Annotated in this window: 17 protein-coding genes; 10 read left to right on the plus strand and 7 right to left on the minus strand. The window is 59.9% G+C overall.

What is annotated here, in order from left to right; genetic code table 11:
- Positions 1-2 precede the first annotated feature (2 nt).
- The 4 genes from rnr (at position 3) to rpmG (ending at position 4,644) form a co-directional block, all read left to right on the plus strand.
- Positions 3-2,372, plus strand: coding sequence for a ribonuclease R (rnr, locus tag ACR9ZQ_RS18350; protein ID WP_481428486.1), 2,370 nt, complete (start codon positions 3-5; stop codon positions 2,370-2,372).
- Positions 2,373-2,494: 122 nt separating this feature from the next.
- A complete protein-coding gene (locus tag ACR9ZQ_RS18355; RefSeq protein WP_477922464.1) occupies positions 2,495-2,947 on the plus strand; it encodes a DUF983 domain-containing protein in 453 nt (150 codons plus the stop codon).
- Between the two features lie 251 nt (positions 2,948-3,198).
- Complete coding sequence (locus ACR9ZQ_RS18360) at positions 3,199-4,383, plus strand: MFS transporter (RefSeq protein ID WP_113323302.1); 1,185 nt, start codon at positions 3,199-3,201, stop codon at positions 4,381-4,383.
- Positions 4,384-4,476: 93 nt separating this feature from the next.
- A complete protein-coding gene (gene rpmG, locus ACR9ZQ_RS18365; RefSeq protein ID WP_003587245.1) occupies positions 4,477-4,644 on the plus strand; it encodes a 50S ribosomal protein L33 in 168 nt (55 codons plus the stop codon).
- 762 nt (positions 4,645-5,406) lie between these two features.
- On the opposite strand, the gene ACR9ZQ_RS18370 is transcribed toward rpmG, so the two are convergent.
- Together ACR9ZQ_RS18370 and ACR9ZQ_RS18375 are read right to left on the minus strand one after the other, a co-directional pair.
- Positions 5,407-6,780, minus strand: coding sequence for a PleD family two-component system response regulator (locus tag ACR9ZQ_RS18370; protein WP_481428487.1), 1,374 nt, complete (start codon positions 6,778-6,780; stop codon positions 5,407-5,409).
- 18 nt (positions 6,781-6,798) lie between these two features.
- Entirely contained in the window at positions 6,799-7,170 is a 372-nt protein-coding gene (locus ACR9ZQ_RS18375; RefSeq protein WP_003547430.1) for a response regulator, read from the minus strand.
- A gap of 131 nt (positions 7,171-7,301) precedes the next feature.
- On the opposite strand from ACR9ZQ_RS18375, the gene ACR9ZQ_RS18380 reads away from it, so the two are divergent.
- Together ACR9ZQ_RS18380 and ACR9ZQ_RS18385 are read left to right on the plus strand one after the other, a co-directional pair.
- Positions 7,302-7,616 (plus strand): DUF3572 domain-containing protein, encoded by a 315-nt coding sequence (locus tag ACR9ZQ_RS18380; protein ID WP_481428488.1) that lies wholly within the window; start codon positions 7,302-7,304, stop codon positions 7,614-7,616.
- Positions 7,571-8,296: a hypothetical protein gene (locus ACR9ZQ_RS18385; protein ID WP_481428489.1), complete on the plus strand. Its 726-nt coding sequence runs from the start codon at positions 7,571-7,573 to the stop codon at positions 8,294-8,296. Before ACR9ZQ_RS18380 ends, ACR9ZQ_RS18385 begins: the two co-directional genes overlap by 46 nt.
- Here ACR9ZQ_RS18385 and ACR9ZQ_RS18390 read toward each other — a convergent pair.
- Positions 8,271-8,858 carry an N-acetyltransferase family protein gene (locus tag ACR9ZQ_RS18390; RefSeq protein WP_481428490.1) on the minus strand — a complete coding sequence of 196 codons (588 nt, stop codon included), beginning with the start codon at positions 8,856-8,858 and terminating at the stop codon, positions 8,271-8,273. The two genes, ACR9ZQ_RS18385 and ACR9ZQ_RS18390, sit on opposite strands and share 26 nt — an antisense overlap.
- A gap of 76 nt (positions 8,859-8,934) precedes the next feature.
- Here ACR9ZQ_RS18390 and ACR9ZQ_RS18395 point away from each other — a divergent pair, with 76 nt between their 5' ends.
- Positions 8,935-10,224 (plus strand): DNA polymerase IV, encoded by a 1,290-nt coding sequence (locus ACR9ZQ_RS18395; RefSeq protein WP_481428491.1) that lies wholly within the window; start codon positions 8,935-8,937, stop codon positions 10,222-10,224.
- A gap of 99 nt (positions 10,225-10,323) precedes the next feature.
- Here the strand turns inward: ACR9ZQ_RS18395 and ACR9ZQ_RS18400 are convergent, their stop codons facing one another.
- Positions 10,324-12,054: a GNAT family N-acetyltransferase gene (locus ACR9ZQ_RS18400; protein WP_481428492.1), complete on the minus strand. Its 1,731-nt coding sequence runs from the start codon at positions 12,052-12,054 to the stop codon at positions 10,324-10,326.
- Positions 12,055-12,207: 153 nt separating this feature from the next.
- Here ACR9ZQ_RS18400 and ACR9ZQ_RS18405 point away from each other — a divergent pair, with 153 nt between their 5' ends.
- Complete coding sequence (locus ACR9ZQ_RS18405) at positions 12,208-13,458, plus strand: L,D-transpeptidase family protein (RefSeq protein ID WP_481428493.1); 1,251 nt, start codon at positions 12,208-12,210, stop codon at positions 13,456-13,458.
- A gap of 3 nt (positions 13,459-13,461) precedes the next feature.
- Here ACR9ZQ_RS18405 and ACR9ZQ_RS18410 read toward each other — a convergent pair whose 3' ends face one another.
- Positions 13,462-13,893, minus strand: a complete 432-nt coding sequence (locus ACR9ZQ_RS18410; RefSeq protein WP_481428494.1) for a winged helix-turn-helix transcriptional regulator — start codon at positions 13,891-13,893, stop codon at positions 13,462-13,464.
- A 142-nt stretch (positions 13,894-14,035) separates the two neighbouring features.
- Here ACR9ZQ_RS18410 and ACR9ZQ_RS18415 point away from each other — a divergent pair, with 142 nt between their 5' ends.
- A complete protein-coding gene (locus ACR9ZQ_RS18415; protein ID WP_481428495.1) occupies positions 14,036-15,433 on the plus strand; it encodes an MFS transporter in 1,398 nt (465 codons plus the stop codon).
- A 41-nt stretch (positions 15,434-15,474) separates the two neighbouring features.
- On the opposite strand, the gene dnaE is transcribed toward ACR9ZQ_RS18415, so the two are convergent.
- Positions 15,475-18,960 (minus strand): DNA polymerase III subunit alpha, encoded by a 3,486-nt coding sequence (gene dnaE / locus ACR9ZQ_RS18420; RefSeq protein WP_481428496.1) that lies wholly within the window; start codon positions 18,958-18,960, stop codon positions 15,475-15,477.
- A 313-nt stretch (positions 18,961-19,273) separates the two neighbouring features.
- Between dnaE and ACR9ZQ_RS18425 the strand changes: the two genes are divergently transcribed.
- The gene (locus ACR9ZQ_RS18425; protein WP_481428497.1) at positions 19,274-19,735 is read left to right on the plus strand and encodes a DUF5680 domain-containing protein; all 462 of its coding nucleotides are present in this window, start codon (positions 19,274-19,276) and stop codon (positions 19,733-19,735) included.
- 3 nt (positions 19,736-19,738) lie between these two features.
- Here ACR9ZQ_RS18425 and ACR9ZQ_RS18430 read toward each other — a convergent pair whose 3' ends face one another.
- Positions 19,739-20,422, minus strand: coding sequence for an ABC transporter ATP-binding protein (locus ACR9ZQ_RS18430; RefSeq protein ID WP_310382969.1), 684 nt, complete (start codon positions 20,420-20,422; stop codon positions 19,739-19,741).
- Positions 20,423-20,428: the final 6 nt, after the last annotated feature.

The raw sequence follows: 20,428 nt of genomic DNA on the forward strand, positions 1-20,428 counted from the left end.
GAGTGGTGAAAGAACCGCGCGAGACTACGAGAGCCATGGGCAAGCGCCCGGGAAAATTCGGACGCGCGAGCAGGGAACCTGCGCCTGAGCCGTTGAATATCGTTCACGGCGCCCTGCCGTCGCGCGAAGTCATCCTGCGTTTCATCGCCGATCATCCACAGAAAGCCTCCAAGCGCGAGCTCGCGAAGGCCTTTGGGCTGAAGGGCGATAACCGTGTCGAGCTCAAGCACCTGCTGCAGGAGCTGGAGCAGGAAGGCATGCTGCAGAAGACCCGCAAGTCGCTGATCCGGCCCGGTGCGCTGCCGCCCGTCACCGTGCTCGACATCACCACCCGCGACAAGGATGGTGAGCTGATCGGCCGCCCGGCCGAGTGGCCCGAGGATCAGGGCGTAGCACCCGCTGTCGCCATCCGCCAGCAATCGCCTGCTGGCCGTCAGGGCAAGGGCAAGTCGCCCGTTGCTGGCCTCGGCGACCGCATCCTCGCCAAGATCTTCCCGGCCGTCGATCGAGGTGGCCCCGCCTATACGGCCCGCATCATCAAGGTGATCGACAAGCGGCGCGGCGCCAGCATGGGCGTCTTCAAGGATGCCCCCGGGGGGGCCGGACGCCTGCTGCCGATCGAGCGGCGCGGTGAGGAAATGGTGATCGACCCTGAATACAAGGGCGACGCCAAGGACGGCGATCTCGTCGAGGTGGAAATTGCCCGCCTCGGCCGGTTTGGCCTGGCTCGTGCCAAGGTGCTTTCGGTCATCGGCTCCGTCGCGTCGGAAAAGGCGATCTCGATGATCGCCATCCACGCCCATGGCATTCCGCATGTCTTCCCGCCGGCCGCCGTCGCAGAGGCGGATGACGCCAAGCCTGCCACGATGTCGCATCGGGAGGACTGGCGCGACCTGCCACTGATCACCATCGACCCTGCCGATGCCAAGGACCATGACGACGCGGTCTATGCCGAGGATGATCCATCGGAAGACAATGCCGGCGGCGTTATCGTCACCGTCGCCATTGCCGATGTCTCCTGGTATGTGCGGCCGAATTCGCCGCTCGACCGTGAAGCGCTGAAGCGCGGCAACTCGGTCTACTTTCCCGATCGTGTCGTGCCGATGTTGCCGGAGCGCATCTCCAACGATCTCTGCTCGCTGAAAGAAGGCGTCGACCGCCCTGCCCTTGCGGTGCGCATGGTCTTCTCGAAGGACGGCCGCAAGATCGGGCATACCTTCCATCGCATCATGATGAAGAGTGCTGCCAAGCTGTCCTATCAGCAGGCGCAGGCGGCGATCGATGGCAAGCCTGACGACAAGACCGGGCCGATGCTGGAGCCAATCTTGAAGCCGCTGTGGCAGGCTTACGAGACGATGAAGCGCGGCCGCGACCGGCGCCAGCCGCTCGAACTCGACATGCCCGAGCGCAAGATCCTGCTGAAGCCTGACGGCACCGTCGACCGGGTCTTCGTGCCGCCCCGCCTCGATGCCCACAAGCTGATCGAAGAAATGATGATCCAGGCGAACGTCTGCGCTGCCGAGACATTGGAAAAAAAGCGCCAGCCGCTGATTTACCGTATCCACGATACGCCAACGCTTGCCAAGCAGGAGGTGCTGCGCGAGTTCCTCGCTACCCTCGGCATCTCGCTAGCCAAAGGCGGCAATATGCGCGCCAACAGCTTCAACGGCATCCTCGCCAAGGCTGACAACACGCCGCACCAGACGATGGTCAACGAGATGGTACTGCGCTCGCAGAGCCAGGCGATCTACAGCCCTGAGAATATCGGCCATTTCGGCCTGAACCTGATGAAGTATGCGCACTTCACCTCGCCGATCCGCCGTTATGCCGACCTGATCGTGCATCGTGCGCTCGTCGGCTCGCTCGGCTTCGGCGAGGGCGGCATCACACCGGACGAGGAAGCGACACTCGACGACATCTCCGCCGAAATCTCCACCTTCGAGCGCCGCGCCATGGCGGCCGAACGCGAGACGGTCGATCGGCTCATCGCCCATCATCTTGCCGGCCGCATCGGCCAGGAATTCGAGGGGCGCGTTTCTGGCGTCACCAAATCCGGTCTGTTTATCATGCTGCCGGACTATGGCGCTGATGGTTTCATCCCTATATCTACGCTCGGCACCGACTACTTCATCTATGACGAGGCGCATCAGGCGCTATCGGGTGAAAAGACAGGTCTTGGCTATCGTCTCGGCGACGATGTGACTGTGCGGTTGGCAGAGGCGATCCCGCTTGCGGGCGCCCTGCGCTTCGAGATGCTGAGCGAGGGACGCAAGATGCCGACGGCTGTGCGCTCCTTCCACAAGGCGGGGCGACGCGACGCAAGCCGCGCTCGCAAAAAGATCGGAACGAGGCCACCGCGCGGGCGGCGCTGAAGCAATTCCAGCAAAAGTGCGCAGCGGTTTTGCGTCCGGAATTGCGTGAAGAGAAAGAGACGGAGCCTTTCCATATTTCGAAGAAAAATGGAAAGGCTCTGGTTCCGGGAAGGGAAAGATCGATGAGCACACCGACAGACGAGGTCGTACGCTACGGGGATACGCCCGATGCCGAGCGCCCGCTCGGACGCTCCATCATGCGCGGCATGCTGAACCGCTGCCCGGCCTGCGGCAGCGGCAAGCTGTTTCGCGCCTTTCTGAAGCCGGTCGATCATTGCGCCGCCTGTGGCGAGGCGATGTACCACCAGCGCGCCGACGACCTGCCGCCCTATATCGTCATCCTCGTGCTCGGCCATGTCGTCGTCGGTGGGTTCATGCTGACGGACATGGCCTTTGTCCTGCCGGTCTGGGTGCATCTCGCCATCTGGACACCGATCACCATCATCACGGCGCTCGTCTCGATCCAGCCGATCAAGGGCGGCGTCATAGGCCTGCAATGGGCGCTGAAGATGCACGGTTTCGGCGGCCATGATGACGAACCAGAAGATTACGACGTACCCGGCCGGCAAGCTTGAACACCTTCACCTTCCAGACATATTTCGCGTGTAGTGGCAGCGACCAGAGCGCCACGGCCCATAGCCGACTATCTGCAGAGGATCGACACGGTCATCATCTTTTGTACGGGGAAAGCTTACACTCAAGAAATCGTCGGCGGATGCCAGAAATATTGTGAAACCCTGCCCGTCACTTGGATTTGGCATGCCTATGTCTTTCTATGTGGCTCCAGACGGACAATTCGTCCGCATACCTCTCTAAGGATGGATAAATGTCTCAGCCGAGGAACGGCACACCGGGCGATGTTGAGGAAATCCATTGGCCTTCTCTGGTGGCAGCCGTCTCGTCCATCTCCGCCGTCGGCATCGCGATCGGCCTGGGCCTTCCTCTCCTCAGCATTATTCTCGAAAAGCGTGGCATTTCCTCCACCCTCATCGGCCTCAACACCGCTATGGCCGGTATCGCGGCGATGGCGGCGGCACCGATCACCACCAAGCTCGCGCATAAATACGGTGTCGCGCCCACCATGATGTGGGCGGTGCTGATCTCGGCGCTCAGCGCGCTCGGCTTCTACTATGCGCAGGACTTCTGGATGTGGTTTCCGCTGCGTTTCGCCTTCCACGGCGCAACGACCACACTCTTCATCCTCTCTGAATTCTGGATCAATGCGGCCTCGCCGCCTTCCAAACGCGGCTTCGTGCTCGGCATCTACGCGACCGTCCTTTCACTCGGCTTTGCTGCTGGGCCGCTGATCTTCTCGCTGCTAGGCAGCGACGGCATCCTGCCCTTCCTGGTCGGTGCCTTCGCGATCCTGCTGGCTGCGATCCCGATCTTCATCGCCCGCCACGAAAGCCCTGTCCTGGACGAGAAGCCGGAACTGCATTTCATGCGCTATGTCTTCCTGGTGCCAACCGCAACCGCGGCCGTCTTCATTTTCGGTGCAGTCGAAGCCGGCGGCCTGTCCCTCTTTCCGATCTTTGCGGTGCGCGCGCATTTCACCGAAACGCAGGCGGCCCTGCTGCTCACCATGATGGGTGTCGGCAACGTCATCTTCCAGATCCCGCTCGGGTTGCTTTCGGACCGTATCAAGGACAAGCGTCCCCTGCTGGCGCTGATGGCGCTGACCGGTTTCGTCGGAACGATGATGCTCCCGGTCCTCGTCAATAACTGGATTCTCATGGCCGGACTTCTGCTTTTCTGGGGCGGCTGCGTCTCCGGCCTCTACACGGTCGGTCTCAGCCATCTCGGCTCGCGGCTGACAGGTTCGGACCTTGCGGCGGCCAATGCGGCCTTCGTTTTCTGTTATGCCGTCGGCACCGTTGCAGGCCCCCAGGTAATCGGCGCTGCCATCGATGTTGCCGGAAACAACGGTTTTGCCTATGCAATTGCCGGTTTCTTCGGGCTTTATGCCTTGCTTGCCGGCATAAGACTGCTTTTCCTCGGAAAGCGGGCTTGACTTTTCGGGCTAGATTCGTAGTTTCGCGCCAGAATTTGCCGTGGAGCCTATCCGGTTTTCCACGGCTTTCATTTTCTTAAAGGCAGGACGACCATGGCCAAGGCTACCACTATCAAGATCAAGCTTCTGTCGACGGCCGACACCGGTTTCTTCTACGTCACGACGAAGAACAGCCGTACGATGACGGACAAGATGACGAAGACCAAGTACGACCCGATTGCCAAGAAGCACGTCGAGTTCAAGGAAACCAAGATCAAGTAATTACCTGATCTCACGGCTCTTTCAAAAAGCGCGCGCCTCCGGGTAGCGCGCTTTTTGTTTGCACTGGACTTCCTGACGGCAATGTTAGCGCAAACAAAGAAAAACGCCGCCCTTCCATCTTCGGGAAGTGACGGCGTTTTTACGAAAAGGGGGTCGGCCAGCATGCAAAACGGCACGAGGAACCGTTTGAGATTGCGTACCAGCCGACCGACCCCACGACCCAGGAGATGCGGCGGACCTGAGCATCATGGGGTATCGACAGCTCCTCCATGGGAGCGTTTTCTGTTCTGAGCCGATAATTTGCGCAAAAATGAAAGAAAATCAACAAATTCTTAATGGTAAAATTTCCGAGTATGATTCTATGGTTAAAAGTCCAGTTTTGGCACATGTAAAGACGCAACCAAATCTCTTTTACCAAAAGGACAATATTTGATATCAGCAAGAATTTCAGAAATATATTACAACAACACCTCAGCCCCTCCCCTAACGTAAGGCGCCGGCGTTACGTTTTGTGAAATACGATTTACAGAGGCCAGACAATCAGGATGCAACTATAGTCCGCTCTTCTTTTCGCGTTCGACGCCTCTAGCTTTCGGAAGCAGGCGATACGTGTTATCGGAAGAAACACGCTTTAAAGTCCATTTTCTGGCTATCGGGTTGAAAAACCGGCGCCTTCGTTTCAGCCAACAAAATTAAATATTCGTAAGGTTCAGCTACTCCCAGTGGATAACCGAAAGCGACGCATTACGGAACGTTATGTCGTCAGGCGGCGGAGGCTACGACGCGGTTGCGCCCGGTATTCTTCGCCTCATAGAGCGCAAGGTCTGCCTGCTTCATGAGCTGGTCGGGCGTTATGACCGAGGCGATGCGCGAGGATATGCCGAAGGAGGCCGTAATATTCAGCGTTTCGCCCGACGACTTCAGCAGGAACGGCGTGCTTTCAATGGCCACGCGCAGGCGCTCGGCAACGGCCGCGGCAATTTCCGGCGAGGTGTCCGGCATGACGACGACGAACTCTTCCCCGCCGTAACGGCAGGCAAGATCAGCGCCGCGGACGGTCGAGCGCACGCGATTTGCGAATTCCTTCAGCACCTGGTCACCGCCGTCATGGCCATAGGTGTCGTTGACCTGCTTGAAGCGGTCGATATCGGTGATCAGCACCGAAAGCGGCCGGCCACGGGCCATCGAGCGGTTGAAGAGCACATTGAGATGGTTGTCGAGATAACGGCGGTTGTTGAGACCGGTCAGCGGATCGGTGACAGCGAGTTCGATCGTCTGCTTGACGCTGGCGCGCAGGCGGTCGTTGTAGCGCTTGCGGCGGATCTGCGTCAGGCTGCGGGCGACCAACTCGTTCGGATCGACAGGGCGCACGATGTAGTCATTGACCCCGAGATCGAGCGCGCGGACAACCATCTCGTCGGCCCCCTGCTCCGTGATGATCAGGATCGGCAGGAAACGGGTCCGCTCCAGCGAGCGGAACTGCGAGCAAAGCCTGAGCGGATCGTATTCATCGAAATTGGCGTTGACGATGACGAGTTCGAAGGCGCTCTCGGCGGCTTCGAAAAGAGCTGCCTGCGGATCGGAGATGGCGACAACGTCTGCGACGGGCTTCAGCGTCTTGATGATGCGTTCCTGCGAGTTGGCACGGCTGTCCACCAGCAACACCTGTCCCGCCTCGTCGGAGCGTCCGTTGCCGGCGCGCATCAACTCGTCCATGCCCATCGTATGGGCAGTCTCGGCGCGCACGCGTAACTCGTCGCTCAGCGTCTTCAGGCGCAGCAGACTTTTTACGCGGGAAATGAGCTGCAGGTCATTGACGGGCTTCGTCAGGAAGTCGTCGGCACCGGCCTTCAGGCCGCGCACGCGGTCGGCCGACTGGTCGAGCGCGGTGACCATGACGACGGGGATATGAGCGGTCTTCGGATTGGCCTTCAGCCGCTCGCAGACTTCGAAACCGTCAATGCCGGGCATCATGATGTCTAGCAAGATGAGATCGACCTGGTTGCGGTCGCAGATCGCCAGCGCCTCGTAGCCATCGGCCGCGGTCAGCACGTCGAAATATTCGGCCAGCAGCCGCGCTTCGAGCAGCTTCACATTTGCCGGAATATCATCAACAACCAGTATTCGCGCAGTCATAAATCTTTTTCCGATGCCTCAGGCGTCGCCCAAATAAGTCTTGATCGTCTCAATGAATTTCGGAACGGAGATCGGTTTCGAGACATAAGCCTCGCAGCCGCCCTGTCTGATCCGCTCTTCGTCGCCCTTCATGGCAAAGGCTGTGACGGCGATGACCGGGATCACATGCAGTTCGTCGTCTTCCTTCAGCCACTTGGTGACTTCGAGGCCGGAAACTTCCGGAAGCTGAATATCCATAAGTATAAGATCGGGGCGATGTTTGCGCGCAAGATCAAGCGCTTCCATGCCGTTGCGGGTCTGGATCGTGGTATAGCCCGAGGCCTCGATGAGGTCGCGAAAGAGCTTCATGTTGAGCTCGTTATCTTCTACAATCATCACCTGTTTGGGCATGATTAGCTGTCCCTACGTCCGCTCTTGAAGCCAAATGTCCATGATAAGACATTAGCTGACAAATGGCTCCATGAAACCGATAGTGCAAGCTACCGGTATTTGGTTGAAGAAAAGGTAACTCGACCACCGCAATGCAAAGCAACTTCAAGACTTCGAAACAACTTGCGGCGGCAGCCGATCCGCAAGAAACGGCCATCGCCGTCCTTGGCTGGCTTGCGAACGACCCGGATCTCTTCGGTCGCTTCCTGGCATTGACAGGCGTAGAACCCCAGCAAGTGCGTAATGCCATCAACGATCCTGGCTTTCTCGCCGGCATGCTGGATTTCCTCATGAACCATGAGCCGACGGCGATCGCCTTCTGTGAGGCGACGAACACGACGCCGGAAGTGCTGACTGCGGCATGGCGCCACTTCTCGCCGCCCGGCCTCGACTCCGGGGAATACTGATCGTGAGCAACAGCACCGAATTCGACATCTCGCATATCCGCCTTGGCGACAGGCCGCTCATCGTCTGCGATGTCGATGATGTGGTGCTGCAATTCATCGGTCCTTTCCAACTGTACCTCAAAAGTCTCGGCCATGAATTTCTGCCGCGCTCCTTCCGTCTTCATGGCAACATCGTCTCGCTGGCCGACGGGGTTGCGCTTGAGGATCAGCATGTCAGCCGGCTGATCCTGGAATTCTTCGAAGCCCAGGAAAGCTGGCAGACGCCTATCGATCCCGTCGTTTCGACGCTCGAACGCTTGTCTGATGATGCCGATGTCCTGTTCCTCACCGCGATGCCACCGCAGTTTTCCGCCCACCGTCGTCGCCTTCTCGACAGCGCGGGCCTTACCTTCCCGTTGCTTGCCAGCGAACAGCCGAAGGGACCGATCGTGCAGGCGCTGCATGGCGGTCGCGATCTTCCGGTCATCTTTATCGATGATATGGCGCGCAACCTGCATTCCGTGAAGGAGCATGTGGCAGATTGCCTGCTCATTCATCTCATGCCGGATTCGCCCGTTCACCGCTTCGCGCCGGCCGCCGCCGAGGATATCGCGCGGGCGAGAGACTGGGCTCATGCCGCCGAACTCATCGACCAATACCTTGCCGGACACACGATCAGCCGTGCAAATCCAGCCGCATGAGCGGCCGGCCGTCCTTGCGCCGCGCGATCGTTTCGAAACCGGCAGTGTCGAAAATCGCCGTCGAGCCGATGCAAAGCGTGACGGATTTCGACTGCTTCACATGGTCGATCGGACAGGCTTCCAGCAACCGTGCGCCCTGACCGCGAGCATAATCGACGGCACCAGCAAGCAATCTGTGGCTCAAGCCTTTTCCGCGCAGATTCGGCAACAGGAAGAAGCAACTGACTGCCCAGATCGAGGGATCATGAGCGTCACCCTCCTCGAGTGGCCGCGAAACCGTTCGCCGCGAATTGAACTGCGGCACGTCGTGGCGCGGCCCCACCTGAACCCAAGCCACAGGCTCGCCCTCGATATAACAGAGAATACCCGGTGGTGGTCCCGTCTCAATCCGGTCCTGCATATGGGCCTTGCGCTCCGAAGGTTCCATCTTCGTGCGGACGGCATGCGGAAGGCGCAGCGCCACGCACCAACAATTATAGAAGGCACCCTGCGGGCCGAACAGCTTTTCGAAATCGCCCCAGCGCTCGGCCGTGACAGGTTCGAAACGAAGATCGATATCCACGGCCAAGCTCTCCTCCCTCTCTTGAGACTCAAAAGCTTAGGGCGTAATGTCACGATGTTCAAACTTTGTTCCCACCATGGCGCCTGCATCTGACAAGACACCCGGCTTCTGTCGCGACTGCCTTGCCGAGCAGAAGGGAGAGGCGCGCCGCTGCCATGCCTGTGGCAGCCCGCGTCTGGTGCGTCACAAAGAGCTCTATGATCTGACGCTCGCGCATATTGACTGCGACGCTTTTTACGCCGCCGTGGAGAAACGCGACAATCCGGAGCTTGCCGACAAGCCCGTGATCATCGGCGGCGGCAAGCGCGGTGTTGTCTCCACCGCCTGCTACATCGCCCGCATCCACGGCGTACGCTCGGCCATGCCGATGTTCAAGGCGCTGGAGGCTTGCCCGCAGGCGGTCGTTATCCGCCCGGACATGGAGAAATATGTTAAGGTCGGGCGGGAGGTTCGCGCACTGATGCAGGAACTGACACCGCTTGTGCAGCCGCTCTCCATCGACGAGGCCTTCCTGGAACTCGGCGGCACGGAACGGCTGCATCACGATCCGCCGGCCCGCACGCTGGCGAAGTTTGCCCGCCGCGTAGAAAAGGAGGTCGGCATTACCGTCTCGGTCGGTCTTTCCTATTGCAAATTCCTCGCGAAGGTCGCCTCCGACCTGCAGAAACCGCGTGGTTTTTCCGTCATCGGACGCGAGGAAGCCGTGGAGTTTCTGGCGCCTCGTCCCGTAACGACCATCTGGGGCGTCGGCAAGGCATTTGCCGCGACGCTCGAAGCAGACGGTATCCGCACGATCGCCCAGTTGCAGCAAATGGAAGAGAATGACCTGATGCGCCGTTACGGCAGCATCGGCCAGCGGCTTTCCCGCCTCTCGCGCGGCATCGACGACCGCGAGGTGCATATCAACGATGCCGCCAAGAGCGTCTCAGCTGAAACCACCTTCTTCGATGATATCTCGCGTTATGATGATCTGGTGCCGATCCTGCGCAATCTCTCGGAAAAAGTCTCCTGGCGGCTGAAGAAGAACGGCATTGCCGGCCAGACCGTGGTGCTGAAGATGAAGACCGCCGATTTCAAATCGCGCACCCGCAACCGGCGCCTTGAAGACCCGACACAGCTTGCCGACAAGATCTTCCGCACGGGGCTCGACCTTCTGGAGAAGGAAACCGACGGCACGAAATTCCGCCTTATCGGCATTGGCGTCACCGATCTCGGCGATGCCGGCCGCGCCGACCCGCCGGATCTCATCGACCAGCAATCCGGCCGCCGCGCGGCGGCGGAAGCCGCCATGGACAAGTTGCGCGACAAGTTCGGCGAGGGCACGGTCGAGACCGGCTATACTTTCGGCGGCAAGGGGAACGGCTAGCCTACGCATCGGCCCGAAAATCGGAATCGATTTTCGGGCCGATGCGTAGATTTAAAGAGTTAGAGCGTCCTTTGTGCGTCCGAATGGACGCACCGCGCTCTAGGCCGGCACCGCGGCCATTTCCTGCAGTGCCGCCTCCCTGTTCTTCGCAGCCTGTGCATAACCAGGTTCGATCGCGATCGCACGATCATAGCTTTCCAGCGCGTCATCATGGCGCCCCAGTCGCCGTAGAACATTGCCGCGATTGTTGAGGGCGATGGCGTGGCCGGCATCGAGAGCGATTGCCCGATCGTAGCTTGCGAGCGCCTGATCGAAATTCGAAAGCCGCGCCTGGATATTGCCGCGATTGCAATAGGCTGAGGCGGATGTCGGCTTCGCCTCGATCGCCTTGTCGACGCAGACTGCTGCGCCACGCAGATCGCCCTTCTGCAATAGCAGCAATGCCAGATGCTGCAGAGCATCGAAATGATCTGGCATGACTAAGATCACGTCGCGATAGCCAGCTTCCGCAGCAGTAAGATCGCCGGCCCGATGACGTTCGGCGGCAGCACTGAAATGGGTTTCGGGGTCACCGGTCAACCTTGGCCGCCGCGCCGCCTCGATTTTCGCCAGCAATGAGCTGGCTTGCGCATGTTTCTCGTCGACGGCCAGGATCTGCCGGCAGCAGAGTTCGGCGGCGGTCGGGTTTCCATTCCTGAAGAAATGCACCGCCTGATGCATGGCGATGCCAAGCGAGTGCGGATCGAGACGGTCGCCGATATTACGGCCGGTGAGCGTCGAGATCTGTAGCTTCTCGACGATATGATGCTCCGATCCGAGTAAATCCTTATAGCTGTAATTGCCGGTGCCCATGTCGTAGATGCGGTAGCCATTTTCGATCGCCCAGCGCAGATTGTAGCAATGGAGCATGAAGCCGGGGCTGATCGAGTGGCGGAAGGTCAGGTCGCGGCTTCCGAGAAAGCACATCATCGACTTGCGGTAGGGATCGAGGAAGATGATGAAGGTGCCGACCGGCTTGTCCTGATGCCAGAGGATCGGCATGAAGACCGTGCCATGCTCGATGCAGGCCGGCAGCATATGACGGCTGTTGTCGAGAATGAACTTTCCGTAGCGCGGCTGGCGCTCGCCCCATTGCAGGTTCCACATCTCGTAAAAGAGCGCCAGGTCGCGCTCCATCGTCTCGGGCGTGACGTGCGTGATGCGCAGCTCGTTCTGCGGCGCGACCAGATCGCGCAGCGCTTTTCGCGCATTGCGCCGGGTCTTCGAGCCGAAACGCTCATCGACGAAGGTTTCGAAATCATCGCCGAGCGGCACATAGACATAGACGTCGTGGTCGATGTTTTCACCAACCGAGGTGATGTGCGGCCTGCGAGCGACCTTTCTCTTTGAAAATTCGGAAGCCGGAAAGGCCTCGAGGAGCGCCTTCAGTCTCTCCTCGGATATATAGACATCGTCGAGATCGAGATGTTTCCAATTGAAGGTCTGGAGGCAACCGGCAAAGGCGCTGAGCGCCGCTTCGACATCCTCGGGACGCGTCAGGAGGCCGTTATAGCCGGCATAGGGTGTGCCGCCGAGCCGCAGGATATTGACGAGGCCCTGCCCTTCCTCGAATTCGACATGCAGCTGGATGGGCAGGAAAGCCACGTATCGTTCATCCCCCTCCTGCCGCCTGGCAGCGAGAACGAACCACGAAGCGCGCCGCTCCAGCCATTTGGCGATCCAGTGCCAGGAGAGGAAGTAGTTCCCCTCCGGATCGGCAGCATAGACCTCGTTCCAGTTGTCTTTCAGGGCATGCAGATCATCGAACGCGGAAACAATATCGACATGCATTTCCAAGTCTCCCCCAAGACTTCTCCTTTTTTAGATTTGCATAAAATTGAATATCCCACAATCTCGTGATCAAAGCGGCGCCGCGTATTCAAGCCTTCGTTAAACTTCGCGTGCTTAACTCGCGTCGTTTTTGTGCATGTGGTGTATTGCGTCATGTCTGTGCGTGTAAGCGTTCTTATCGGGTTGCTGTCGGCAACCGCTCTTGTCCATCCGGCTTTTGCAGCAGACGCGCGCACGCTGCAGATTTTCGTGTCCAAGGATAAACAGTCGCTGGCCGTCTATGACGGTGCGGAGGTCGTGGCGACCTCCAACATCTCGAGCGGCAAGGACGGGCACACGACGCCGAGCGGTATCTTCTCCGTCATCGAGAAGCAGAAGTACCACGAATCCAACATCTATTCGAACGCGCCGATGCCCTTCATGCAGCGGCTGACATGGTCTGGCATCGCGTTGCACGAGTCTAATTCCGTGCCGCGCTATCCGGCCTCGCATGGCTGCGTGCGCATGCCCGGCGCCTTTGCGAAATCGCTCTACAAGATGACCGAGATGGGCGTGCCTGTCATCATTACCGACAGTGAGCTGATACCAGAGCCGATTGACCATCCGACCCTGTTCCGCCCCGACCGGCCCGAACCGGCACCACTGCTATCGGACGTGGAGCTGCGGCCGTCCATAGGTGACGCGAAGAAGCAGGTGCAGGTCGCCATGAACGAGACGACGGCTGCCCTGCCGATGCCGCAGTTCCAGCTGCAGGCGCCTGCTGCGGATAGCGCGCCGATCAGCATGCTGATTACCCGTCGGACGCTGCGTGAAAACGTCATCGATATCCAGGCCCTGCTGAACCAGCTCGGCTTTGCTGCCGGCGAGCCTGATGGGCTGGCCGGTCCTGCGACCGTTCAGGCCATCAATGCCTTCAAGGCGCTGAGGCCAACGGAATTTGCCCGTAACAAGGGCCTGGTCACTGATACTCTCCTTAAGGAAGTTTACGCCGCGGCAGGCAAAGGCGAGCCTCCGAATGGAGTCATCATGGTACGGCAGGATTTCAAGCCGCTCTTCGAGGCGCCCATTACCATCGCCGATCCGGGTCTTGCTCTCGGCACGCACTTCTTCTCGCTGCATTCAGTCGATGAGGCGGCCGGCACGGCGGATTGGCTGGGCGTAACGCTGGAGAACAATCTCTCTCGCGAGACGGTGAAGCGGCTCGGCATCGCCAATCAGGAAAGTTCCATCATCAGCGGCCGTCCGATCGCCAGAGCGCTCAGCCGCATTTCGATGCCAGAAGAAACCCGTCACCGGATCGATGCACTGCTCTCGCCCGGCTCAACGCTGACGATATCAGATACCGGCCTCGGATCCGAAACCGGCGAAGGCACGGGATTCATCACCATCACCCGCGAGAGCTGAGGCCTACCAAAGCTTCTCGCTGTCGCGTTCGTCGTAGCTTCGGCGGGCGGAGATGATCTTTGCCTGGTTCGTTTCCGTCCAGACCACGAGCGCCTTGATTGTGTCGTGCAGCGTGCAGCCGAGCTCCGTCAGAGCATAATCAACCCTTGGCGGAACGACGGGATAGACCGTCCGCTCAATCAGCCCGTCACGCTCGAGCTGACGCAATGTCGTCGTCAGCATACGCTGGCTGATGCCATCGATGCTCTTGCGCAATTCGGTAAAGCGCAAGGTGCGTTTTTCGAGCAGGGCAATGACCAGCAGCGACCATTTGTCGGCTATGCGATCGAGGATCTGGCGCACCTCGCATTCTTCCCGCGAATCCCACTGGTGAACGTCGTAATCGCGGTCGGTGCTGCAGCAGTCACTCGGTGAGTTTGAAGTGCCTTCTTCCATGGGTCCGAACCATGCCTTATGTCAGCCTTGGTTACAATAGGGAACCGAGGATCAATATGTAACCGTTCTCGCTCTTCCCTGCTTCACGGACAAGGAAATCAGAATGTCTACAAGTCCTCCACTGGCAGTGGATAGCGGAAGAATGAGCCGCAGCGCCGCCGGCATGCTCGCCGTTCTGTGCGGCGCCATCTTTCTCGAAGGCGTCGATGCGACCATGCTCAATATCGCGCTTCCATCGATCCGGGCCGAGCTTGGTCTTTCGACCACCACGCTGAGCGCCGTGGTTTCGGCCTATGTGCTTGCCTATGCCGGGCTGATGCTGCTTGGTGGGCGCATCGCCGACATGTACGGCAAGCGCAAGGTCTTCCTGACGGCACTGACCGTCTTCCTGCTGTTCTCCGGCCTCGGCGGCTTTGCGACCGAGGGCTGGATGCTGCTGACGGCTCGCTTCGTGACGGGTGCAGCGGCCGCCTTCATGACGCCCGCCGGGCTTGCGCTCATCAATGGCAGCTTTCCGGAGGGATCGCAGCGTAACAGGGCCGTGCTGATCTATGCCGGCACGGCCTCGGCCGGCTTCTCCCTCGGCCTCGTCATTGGCGGGCTTCTGTCCGCCGTCGGCTGGCGATGGGTGTTTTTCGCACCTGTGATCTTCTCCGCCATCCTGCTCGTTGCCGGCACGAAGCTGATCGTGGAGAATAAGGAGGACACAACCCCACGCCAGAGGTTCGACATTGCCGGCGCGGTGACCCTGACCGGCGCCATGCTGCTTGCCGCCTATGCGCTGACGCGGCTGGAGCATGCCACCAGTGAGCTAACCTGGACGATTGTGGCGGCAGGCGCGAGCGCGGTGCTCTGGCTCGCCTTCATCCTCATCGAACGCAATTCGCGTGCACCGCTGGTGCGGCTCGGCATCTTCCGGTCTGCCGCCCTGGTACAATCCAACCTCGGAGCGATGCTCTTCACCGGCGCCTTCTTCGGCTTTCAGTTCATCGTCTCGCTCTACCTGCAGGAACTGCTCGGCTGGTCCTCCTTCGAAACCAGCCTCGCCCTCATCGTCATCGGCATGGACGCCATTCTGGCGCCGCTGCTGACGCCCCTGCTCGTCGAGCGCTTCGGTAATGGACGCGTGGTGCTTGGCGGCTTTGCTTTTGCCGTCGCGGGCTACGCGCTCTTCCTTGGTATGGGGCTCGACTGGACTTATGCGGCGATGCTGCCGTCGACAATCCTGCTCGGCCTGGCCTTCTCGCTTGGCTACGGCCCGCTGACGATCATTGCGACTGAGGGTATTGCCGAAAACGAACAGGGACTGGCAAGCGGGCTGGTGAATACGTCATTCCAGTTCGGCGCGGCACTCGGCCTCTCTGCCGTCAGCGCCGTCGGCACACTTGCTCTCGGCGATGGAGACAGCCCATCCGAACGCCTGGAAGCGCTGCGCATAGCCTTGCTGGTGCCGGTCGCGGCGACGTTGATCGGCATGGTCATCATGGGCTTCGGCAGAGGCCGCTGCGCGGATGCATCCTGCCGGCTGCAGGCCGGCTGAAAAATAATGGCGACCGGTGCACTGCCGGTCGCTCTTTTCGTTCAGACGAGTTCGACGTCGACGACGCCAGGAGCAGCCCGCAAGGCAGCTGCGATCTCGGGCGTGATGCGATATTTCTCTTGCAGCACCACTTCGACTTCGCGCTTGCCCTCCTCCTTGATGACGATGAAGGAGACGAGGCCGTCGCCCTTGGCGTTCAGATGTGCGGCAACGGCGCGCAGCGGGCCGGAGTCGCGGACATAGACGCGCAGCGCCTTCTGCATCTGCAGCGACTTTTCCTCCAGCGACTGGATGGTCTGCAGACGCAGACTGACACCTTCCGGCCGCTCTTCGCCGATCGCGGTGATGACGAAGGATTTTCCGGGCTCCAGTATGTCACGATACTGGTTCAGCATTTCGGAGAAGAGCACGGCTTCATATTGGCCGGAGGAATCCGAGAAGACGATGATGCCCATCTTGTTGCCAGTGCGCGTCTTGCGCTCCTGCTTAGAAATGACGGTGCCCGCCAGTCGCCCGTTCGCCGCACCCTGCTTTACCGCCGTCGAGAAATCCGCGAAGGTCTGGACGCGCATCTTCTGAAGGATGTTGTTGTAGCTGTCGAGCGGATGGGCGGTCAGGTAGAAGCCCAGCACCTGGAATTCCTTGAGCAGCCGCTCGGAGGCAAGCCAAGGCGAGAATGGCGGCAGGGCGATCTTTTCCGGACCCGAGGATAGCGCACCGCCGAAAATATCCGACTGACCGCTCAGTTTGTTTTCCTGGGCGCGCTGCGCATAGCCGAGCACGCGGTCGAGACCGGCCGAAAGCTGGGCGCGATCCAGGTTGAAGCAATCGAAGGCGCCTGCATAGATCAGGCTTTCCAGTACGCGGCGGTTCACCTGGCGCGGATCGATCCGCAGGCAGAAATCCTCGATGCTGGCAAAGGGCTTATCGCCGCGCATTTCGACGATGTGATCGACAGCGGATTCGCCGACACCCTTGAGAGCCGCAAGCGCGTAATAGATACGGTTATCGCCGGTCTCGAACTGGCGGAAGGAGGTCTGGACGGAGGGCGCGATGACCTCGATGCCCAGGCGCTTGGCATCCTGGCGGAAGTCGTTGATCTTTTCGGTGTTCGACATATCGAGCGTCATCGACGCGGCCAGGAACTCGACCGGATAATGCGCCTTCATATAGGCCGTCTGATAGGAGACGATGGCGTAGGCGGCAGCGTGCGACTTGTTGAAGCCGTAGTTTGCGAACTTTGCGAGCAGTTCGAAAATGTTGTCGGCCTGCGGCTTCGATACGCCGTTCTTGACCGCGCCAACGACGAAGCGCTCGCGCTGCTGGTCCATTTCGGCCTTGATCTTCTTACCCATAGCGCGGCGCAGAAGATCGGCTTCGCCAAGCGAATAGCCCGACAGAACCTGGGCGATCTGCATCACCTGCTCCTGGTAGACGATAACGCCCTGCGTTTCCTTGAGCAGATGGTCGATCATCGGATGGATCGATTCCAGCTCCTCGTCGCCATGCTTGCGGGCATTGTAGGTCGGAATGTTTTCCATCGGACCCGGGCGATAGAGGGCGACCAGCGCGATGATGTCCTCAATGCAGTCTGGCTTCATGCCGATCAGTGCCTTGCGCATGCCGGCACTTTCAACCTGGAACACGCCGACCGTCTCGCCGCGCGAAAGCATCTCGTAAGTTTTCTTGTCGTCGAGCGGGATCTTCGGAAGATCGACCTCGATGCCGCGCTTCCTGCAGAAGTCGACAGCGACCTTGAGCACGGTCAACGTCTTCAGGCCGAGGAAGTCGAACTTCACGAGACCGGCCTGTTCCACCCACTTCATGTTGAACTGGGTGACCGGCATGTCGGAACGCGGATCGCGATACATCGGCACGAGCTTCGACAGCGGGCGGTCGCCGATCACGATGCCGGCGGCGTGGGTCGAGGCGTGGCGGTAAAGGCCTTCGATCTTCTGGGCGATATCCAGGAGGCGGGCAACCACCGGTTCCTTGGCTGCCTCTTCCTGCAGCTTCGGCTCTTCCTCGATCGCCTTGGAAAGCGGCGTCGGGTTTGCCGGGTTGTTCGGCACCAGCTTGCAGATCTTGTCGACCTGGCCGTAGGGCATTTCCAGCACGCGGCCGACGTCGCGCAGCGCGGCACGCGCCTGCAGCGAACCGAAGGTGATGATCTGCGCCACCTGCTCGCGACCATATTTCTGCTGCACGTAGCGGATCACCTCTTCGCGGCGGTCCTGGCAGAAGTCGATATCGAAGTCGGGCATCGAGACGCGTTCCGGATTGAGGAAGCGTTCGAAGAGCAGCGAGAAACGCAGCGGATCGACGTCGGTGATCGTCAGTGCATAGGCGACGAGCGAACCCGCACCCGAGCCGCGGCCGGGACCGACCGGAATATCATGCTGCTTGGCCCATTTGATGAAATCCGCAACGATCAGGAAGTAGCCGGGAAACTTCATGCGCTCGATGACGCTGAGCTCGAATTCCAGCCGTTCACGATAATCCTTCTCCTCGTAGCCGGCCGACATTCCAAGCTCGGCAAGGCGCATGTCCAGCCCCTCCTCCGCCTGGCGGCGAAGTTCGAGCAATTCTGCGCGCTCGGCCTCCTCGGGATCATCGGTCGCGCCGGTGAAGCGCGGCAGGATCGGCTTGCGGGTCTTCAGAATGAAGGAACAGCGCCTTGCGATCTCGACGGTATTATCCAGTGCCTCAGGCAGATCCGCGAAAAGCTTTTCCATCTCAGCACGGCTCTTCAGATAATGGTCCGGCGAGAGGCGGAAGCGGCTGTCGTCGGAAACGATGGCGTTGTGCGCCACCGCCATCAGCGCGTCATGCGCGTCGTAATCGTCTCGTGTTGGGAAGAAGGCCTCGTTGGTCGCCACCAGCGGCAGATCATGCTTGTAAGCAAGGCCGATGATCTTCTGTTCGTGCCGCCTGTCGTAGGTTCCGTGCCGCTGCAGCTCGACATAGAGCCGGTCACCGAAGAGGCGCTTCAGCGCCAGCAGCCGCGTCTCTGCCGCAGCAGCATGGCCGTCCTTAAGCGGCATGTCGACAGGGCCGGTCGAGGCACCGGTCAAAGCGATCAGCCCCTCGGTACCGATTTCCTCCAGCCAGGAGGAACGGATATGGACAGCCTGATTGCTCTCGCCGCCGAGATAAGCGCGGCTGACGAGATCGACCAGCCGCTCATAACCCGCGTCCGTAGCGGACAGAAGCACGATCGAAGGCAATTTGACCAGCGCCTGCTGACCGCCCCGCTTCTCGGTGTCGAGGCCATCTTCCATGTCGATCGACACCTGGCAGCCGATGATCGGCTGCAGACCGTCGTCCAGCGCCTTCTGGGAAAATTCCAGGGCGACGAAAAGATTGTTGGTATCTGTGATGGCGATTGCCGGCTGGCTGTCGCCCGATGCCTTGTAAAGGATCTTTTTGAGGGGCAGCGCGCCTTCGAGCAGCGAATAGGCGGAGTGGACCCTCAGATGGACGAAGCCCGGTTTCCCGCCGACCGCACCCTGTTCCGCATCCGCCATGACATGCCCTTCCAACTGCATCAATGAAGAATGCGCATTGTCGGCATTGAAGGCGATTCTGTCCAGACAAAGTCCCGCTTCAGGACCGCATGGCAGCCATGCGGTCCCCTGAATTCTTACATTGCCATGACGATCAGCGAGAAGCTGGCAATGAACATTGCGATGGAGGTGAATGCTGCGATATCACGGATCATGTCAGTCATTTGGCTCTCCTTTTGCTCTTATGTTTTTAATTTGTTCCATGTATGTTCTTTTGTCAACAGGTTTACCCCCCGCTTCTGCGGGACATGGTTAACATCGGAGCAGTGGGACGATGGACACGCAGGAACTCAACGGCTTCATTGTCGAAGCCAAATCGCAGACTTATGTTGCCGGCGCCAAGGCACAGCCTTCCTATCGGATCGGCGCCCATGACCTCGGCTACAAGCGCGGCATCTGGCGCTATCTCGACAGCTATTTCGGCGGCACGGATTTTGCCGGTCAGGAAGTGGTGTGGCTGGAGGAAAAGCCGGTGTGGGCGATGAACTATTTCGGGCGGATCATCGAGCCCGGGATCATCGACGGAACTGTCGCCGGCACGATCATTAGCGCCGCGCTGTCACAGCTCTACAAACAAGGCCGCTTCCTCGGCGGCATGACCTTCGATCATTCGCTGGGGCGCTATGTCGATACGAGCGAAGGCGACTGCACGCATTTCCGTGGCCACGAATTCATCCTTGTCGATGGTCAGAAGGCCTATGAGCTCGATTATCGCGGCGGGCTGATTGTCCCCTGATAATCAGAAATCCACGACCTTGCCGTCGGAGATCGTCACGCGCCGGTCCATGCGCCGGGCGAGCTCGTGGTTATGTGTGGCGATCAGCGCGGCAAGGCCGGACTGGCGAACCAGCGCTTCCAGAGCATCGAAGACGTAGCTTGCTGTTTCCGGGTCGAGGTTGCCGGTCGGCTCGTCGGCCAGAAGCAGGCTCGGCGCATTGGCAACGGCGCGCGCGATTGCCACGCGCTGCTGCTCGCCGCCGGAAAGCTCGCCCGGGCGATGCGTACCGCGGTGGCCGATGCGCATGTAGTCCAGAAGCATCTTTGCCCGTTCGCTCGCTTCCTTCCATGAGAGACCGGCGATGAGCTGCGGCATCATGATGTTCTCCTGCGCCGAGAATTCCGGCAGCAGGTGATGGAACTGATAAACAAAGCCGATCTCACCGCGGCGGATGGCCGTGCGCTTGTCATCGGAAAGGCCATCACAGGGGCGATCGTTGACCACTACCTCGCCGCCGTCAGGATGCTCCAGCAGCCCTGCGACATGCAGCAGCGTCGACTTGCCGGTGCCTGACGGCGCCACCAGCGCCACCATCTCACCGCTCGACAGGGTGAAATCCGCACCCTTGAGGATGGTCAGCAGCGTTTCGCCCTGGCCATAGTGGCGCGCGACGCCTGAAAGCTTGAGAACGACGTTGCGTTTCATGAATGC

The sequence above is a fragment of the Rhizobium sp. KNZ14-9A genome, assembly GCF_056755015.1.

Coding starts and splice junctions, on each gene's coding strand:
- ACR9ZQ_RS18355 (WP_477922464.1), top strand. CDS start 2,495: ATGAGCACACCGACAGACGAGGTCGTACGCTACGGGGATACGCCCGAT.
- ACR9ZQ_RS18360 (WP_113323302.1), top strand. CDS start 3,199: ATGTCTCAGCCGAGGAACGGCACACCGGGCGATGTTGAGGAAATCCAT.
- rpmG (WP_003587245.1), top strand. CDS start 4,477: ATGGCCAAGGCTACCACTATCAAGATCAAGCTTCTGTCGACGGCCGAC.
- ACR9ZQ_RS18370 (WP_481428487.1), bottom strand. CDS start 6,780: ATGACTGCGCGAATACTGGTTGTTGATGATATTCCGGCAAATGTGAAG.
- ACR9ZQ_RS18375 (WP_003547430.1), bottom strand. CDS start 7,170: ATGCCCAAACAGGTGATGATTGTAGAAGATAACGAGCTCAACATGAAG.
- ACR9ZQ_RS18380 (WP_481428488.1), top strand. CDS start 7,302: ATGCAAAGCAACTTCAAGACTTCGAAACAACTTGCGGCGGCAGCCGAT.
- ACR9ZQ_RS18385 (WP_481428489.1), top strand. CDS start 7,571: ATGGCGCCACTTCTCGCCGCCCGGCCTCGACTCCGGGGAATACTGATC.
- ACR9ZQ_RS18395 (WP_481428491.1), top strand. CDS start 8,935: ATGGCGCCTGCATCTGACAAGACACCCGGCTTCTGTCGCGACTGCCTT.
- ACR9ZQ_RS18400 (WP_481428492.1), bottom strand. CDS start 12,054: ATGCATGTCGATATTGTTTCCGCGTTCGATGATCTGCATGCCCTGAAA.
- ACR9ZQ_RS18405 (WP_481428493.1), top strand. CDS start 12,208: ATGTCTGTGCGTGTAAGCGTTCTTATCGGGTTGCTGTCGGCAACCGCT.
- ACR9ZQ_RS18410 (WP_481428494.1), bottom strand. CDS start 13,893: ATGGAAGAAGGCACTTCAAACTCACCGAGTGACTGCTGCAGCACCGAC.
- ACR9ZQ_RS18415 (WP_481428495.1), top strand. CDS start 14,036: ATGAGCCGCAGCGCCGCCGGCATGCTCGCCGTTCTGTGCGGCGCCATC.
- dnaE (WP_481428496.1), bottom strand. CDS start 18,960: ATGGCGGATGCGGAACAGGGTGCGGTCGGCGGGAAACCGGGCTTCGTC.
- ACR9ZQ_RS18425 (WP_481428497.1), top strand. CDS start 19,274: ATGGACACGCAGGAACTCAACGGCTTCATTGTCGAAGCCAAATCGCAG.
- ACR9ZQ_RS18430 (WP_310382969.1), bottom strand. CDS start 20,422: ATGAAACGCAACGTCGTTCTCAAGCTTTCAGGCGTCGCGCGCCACTAT.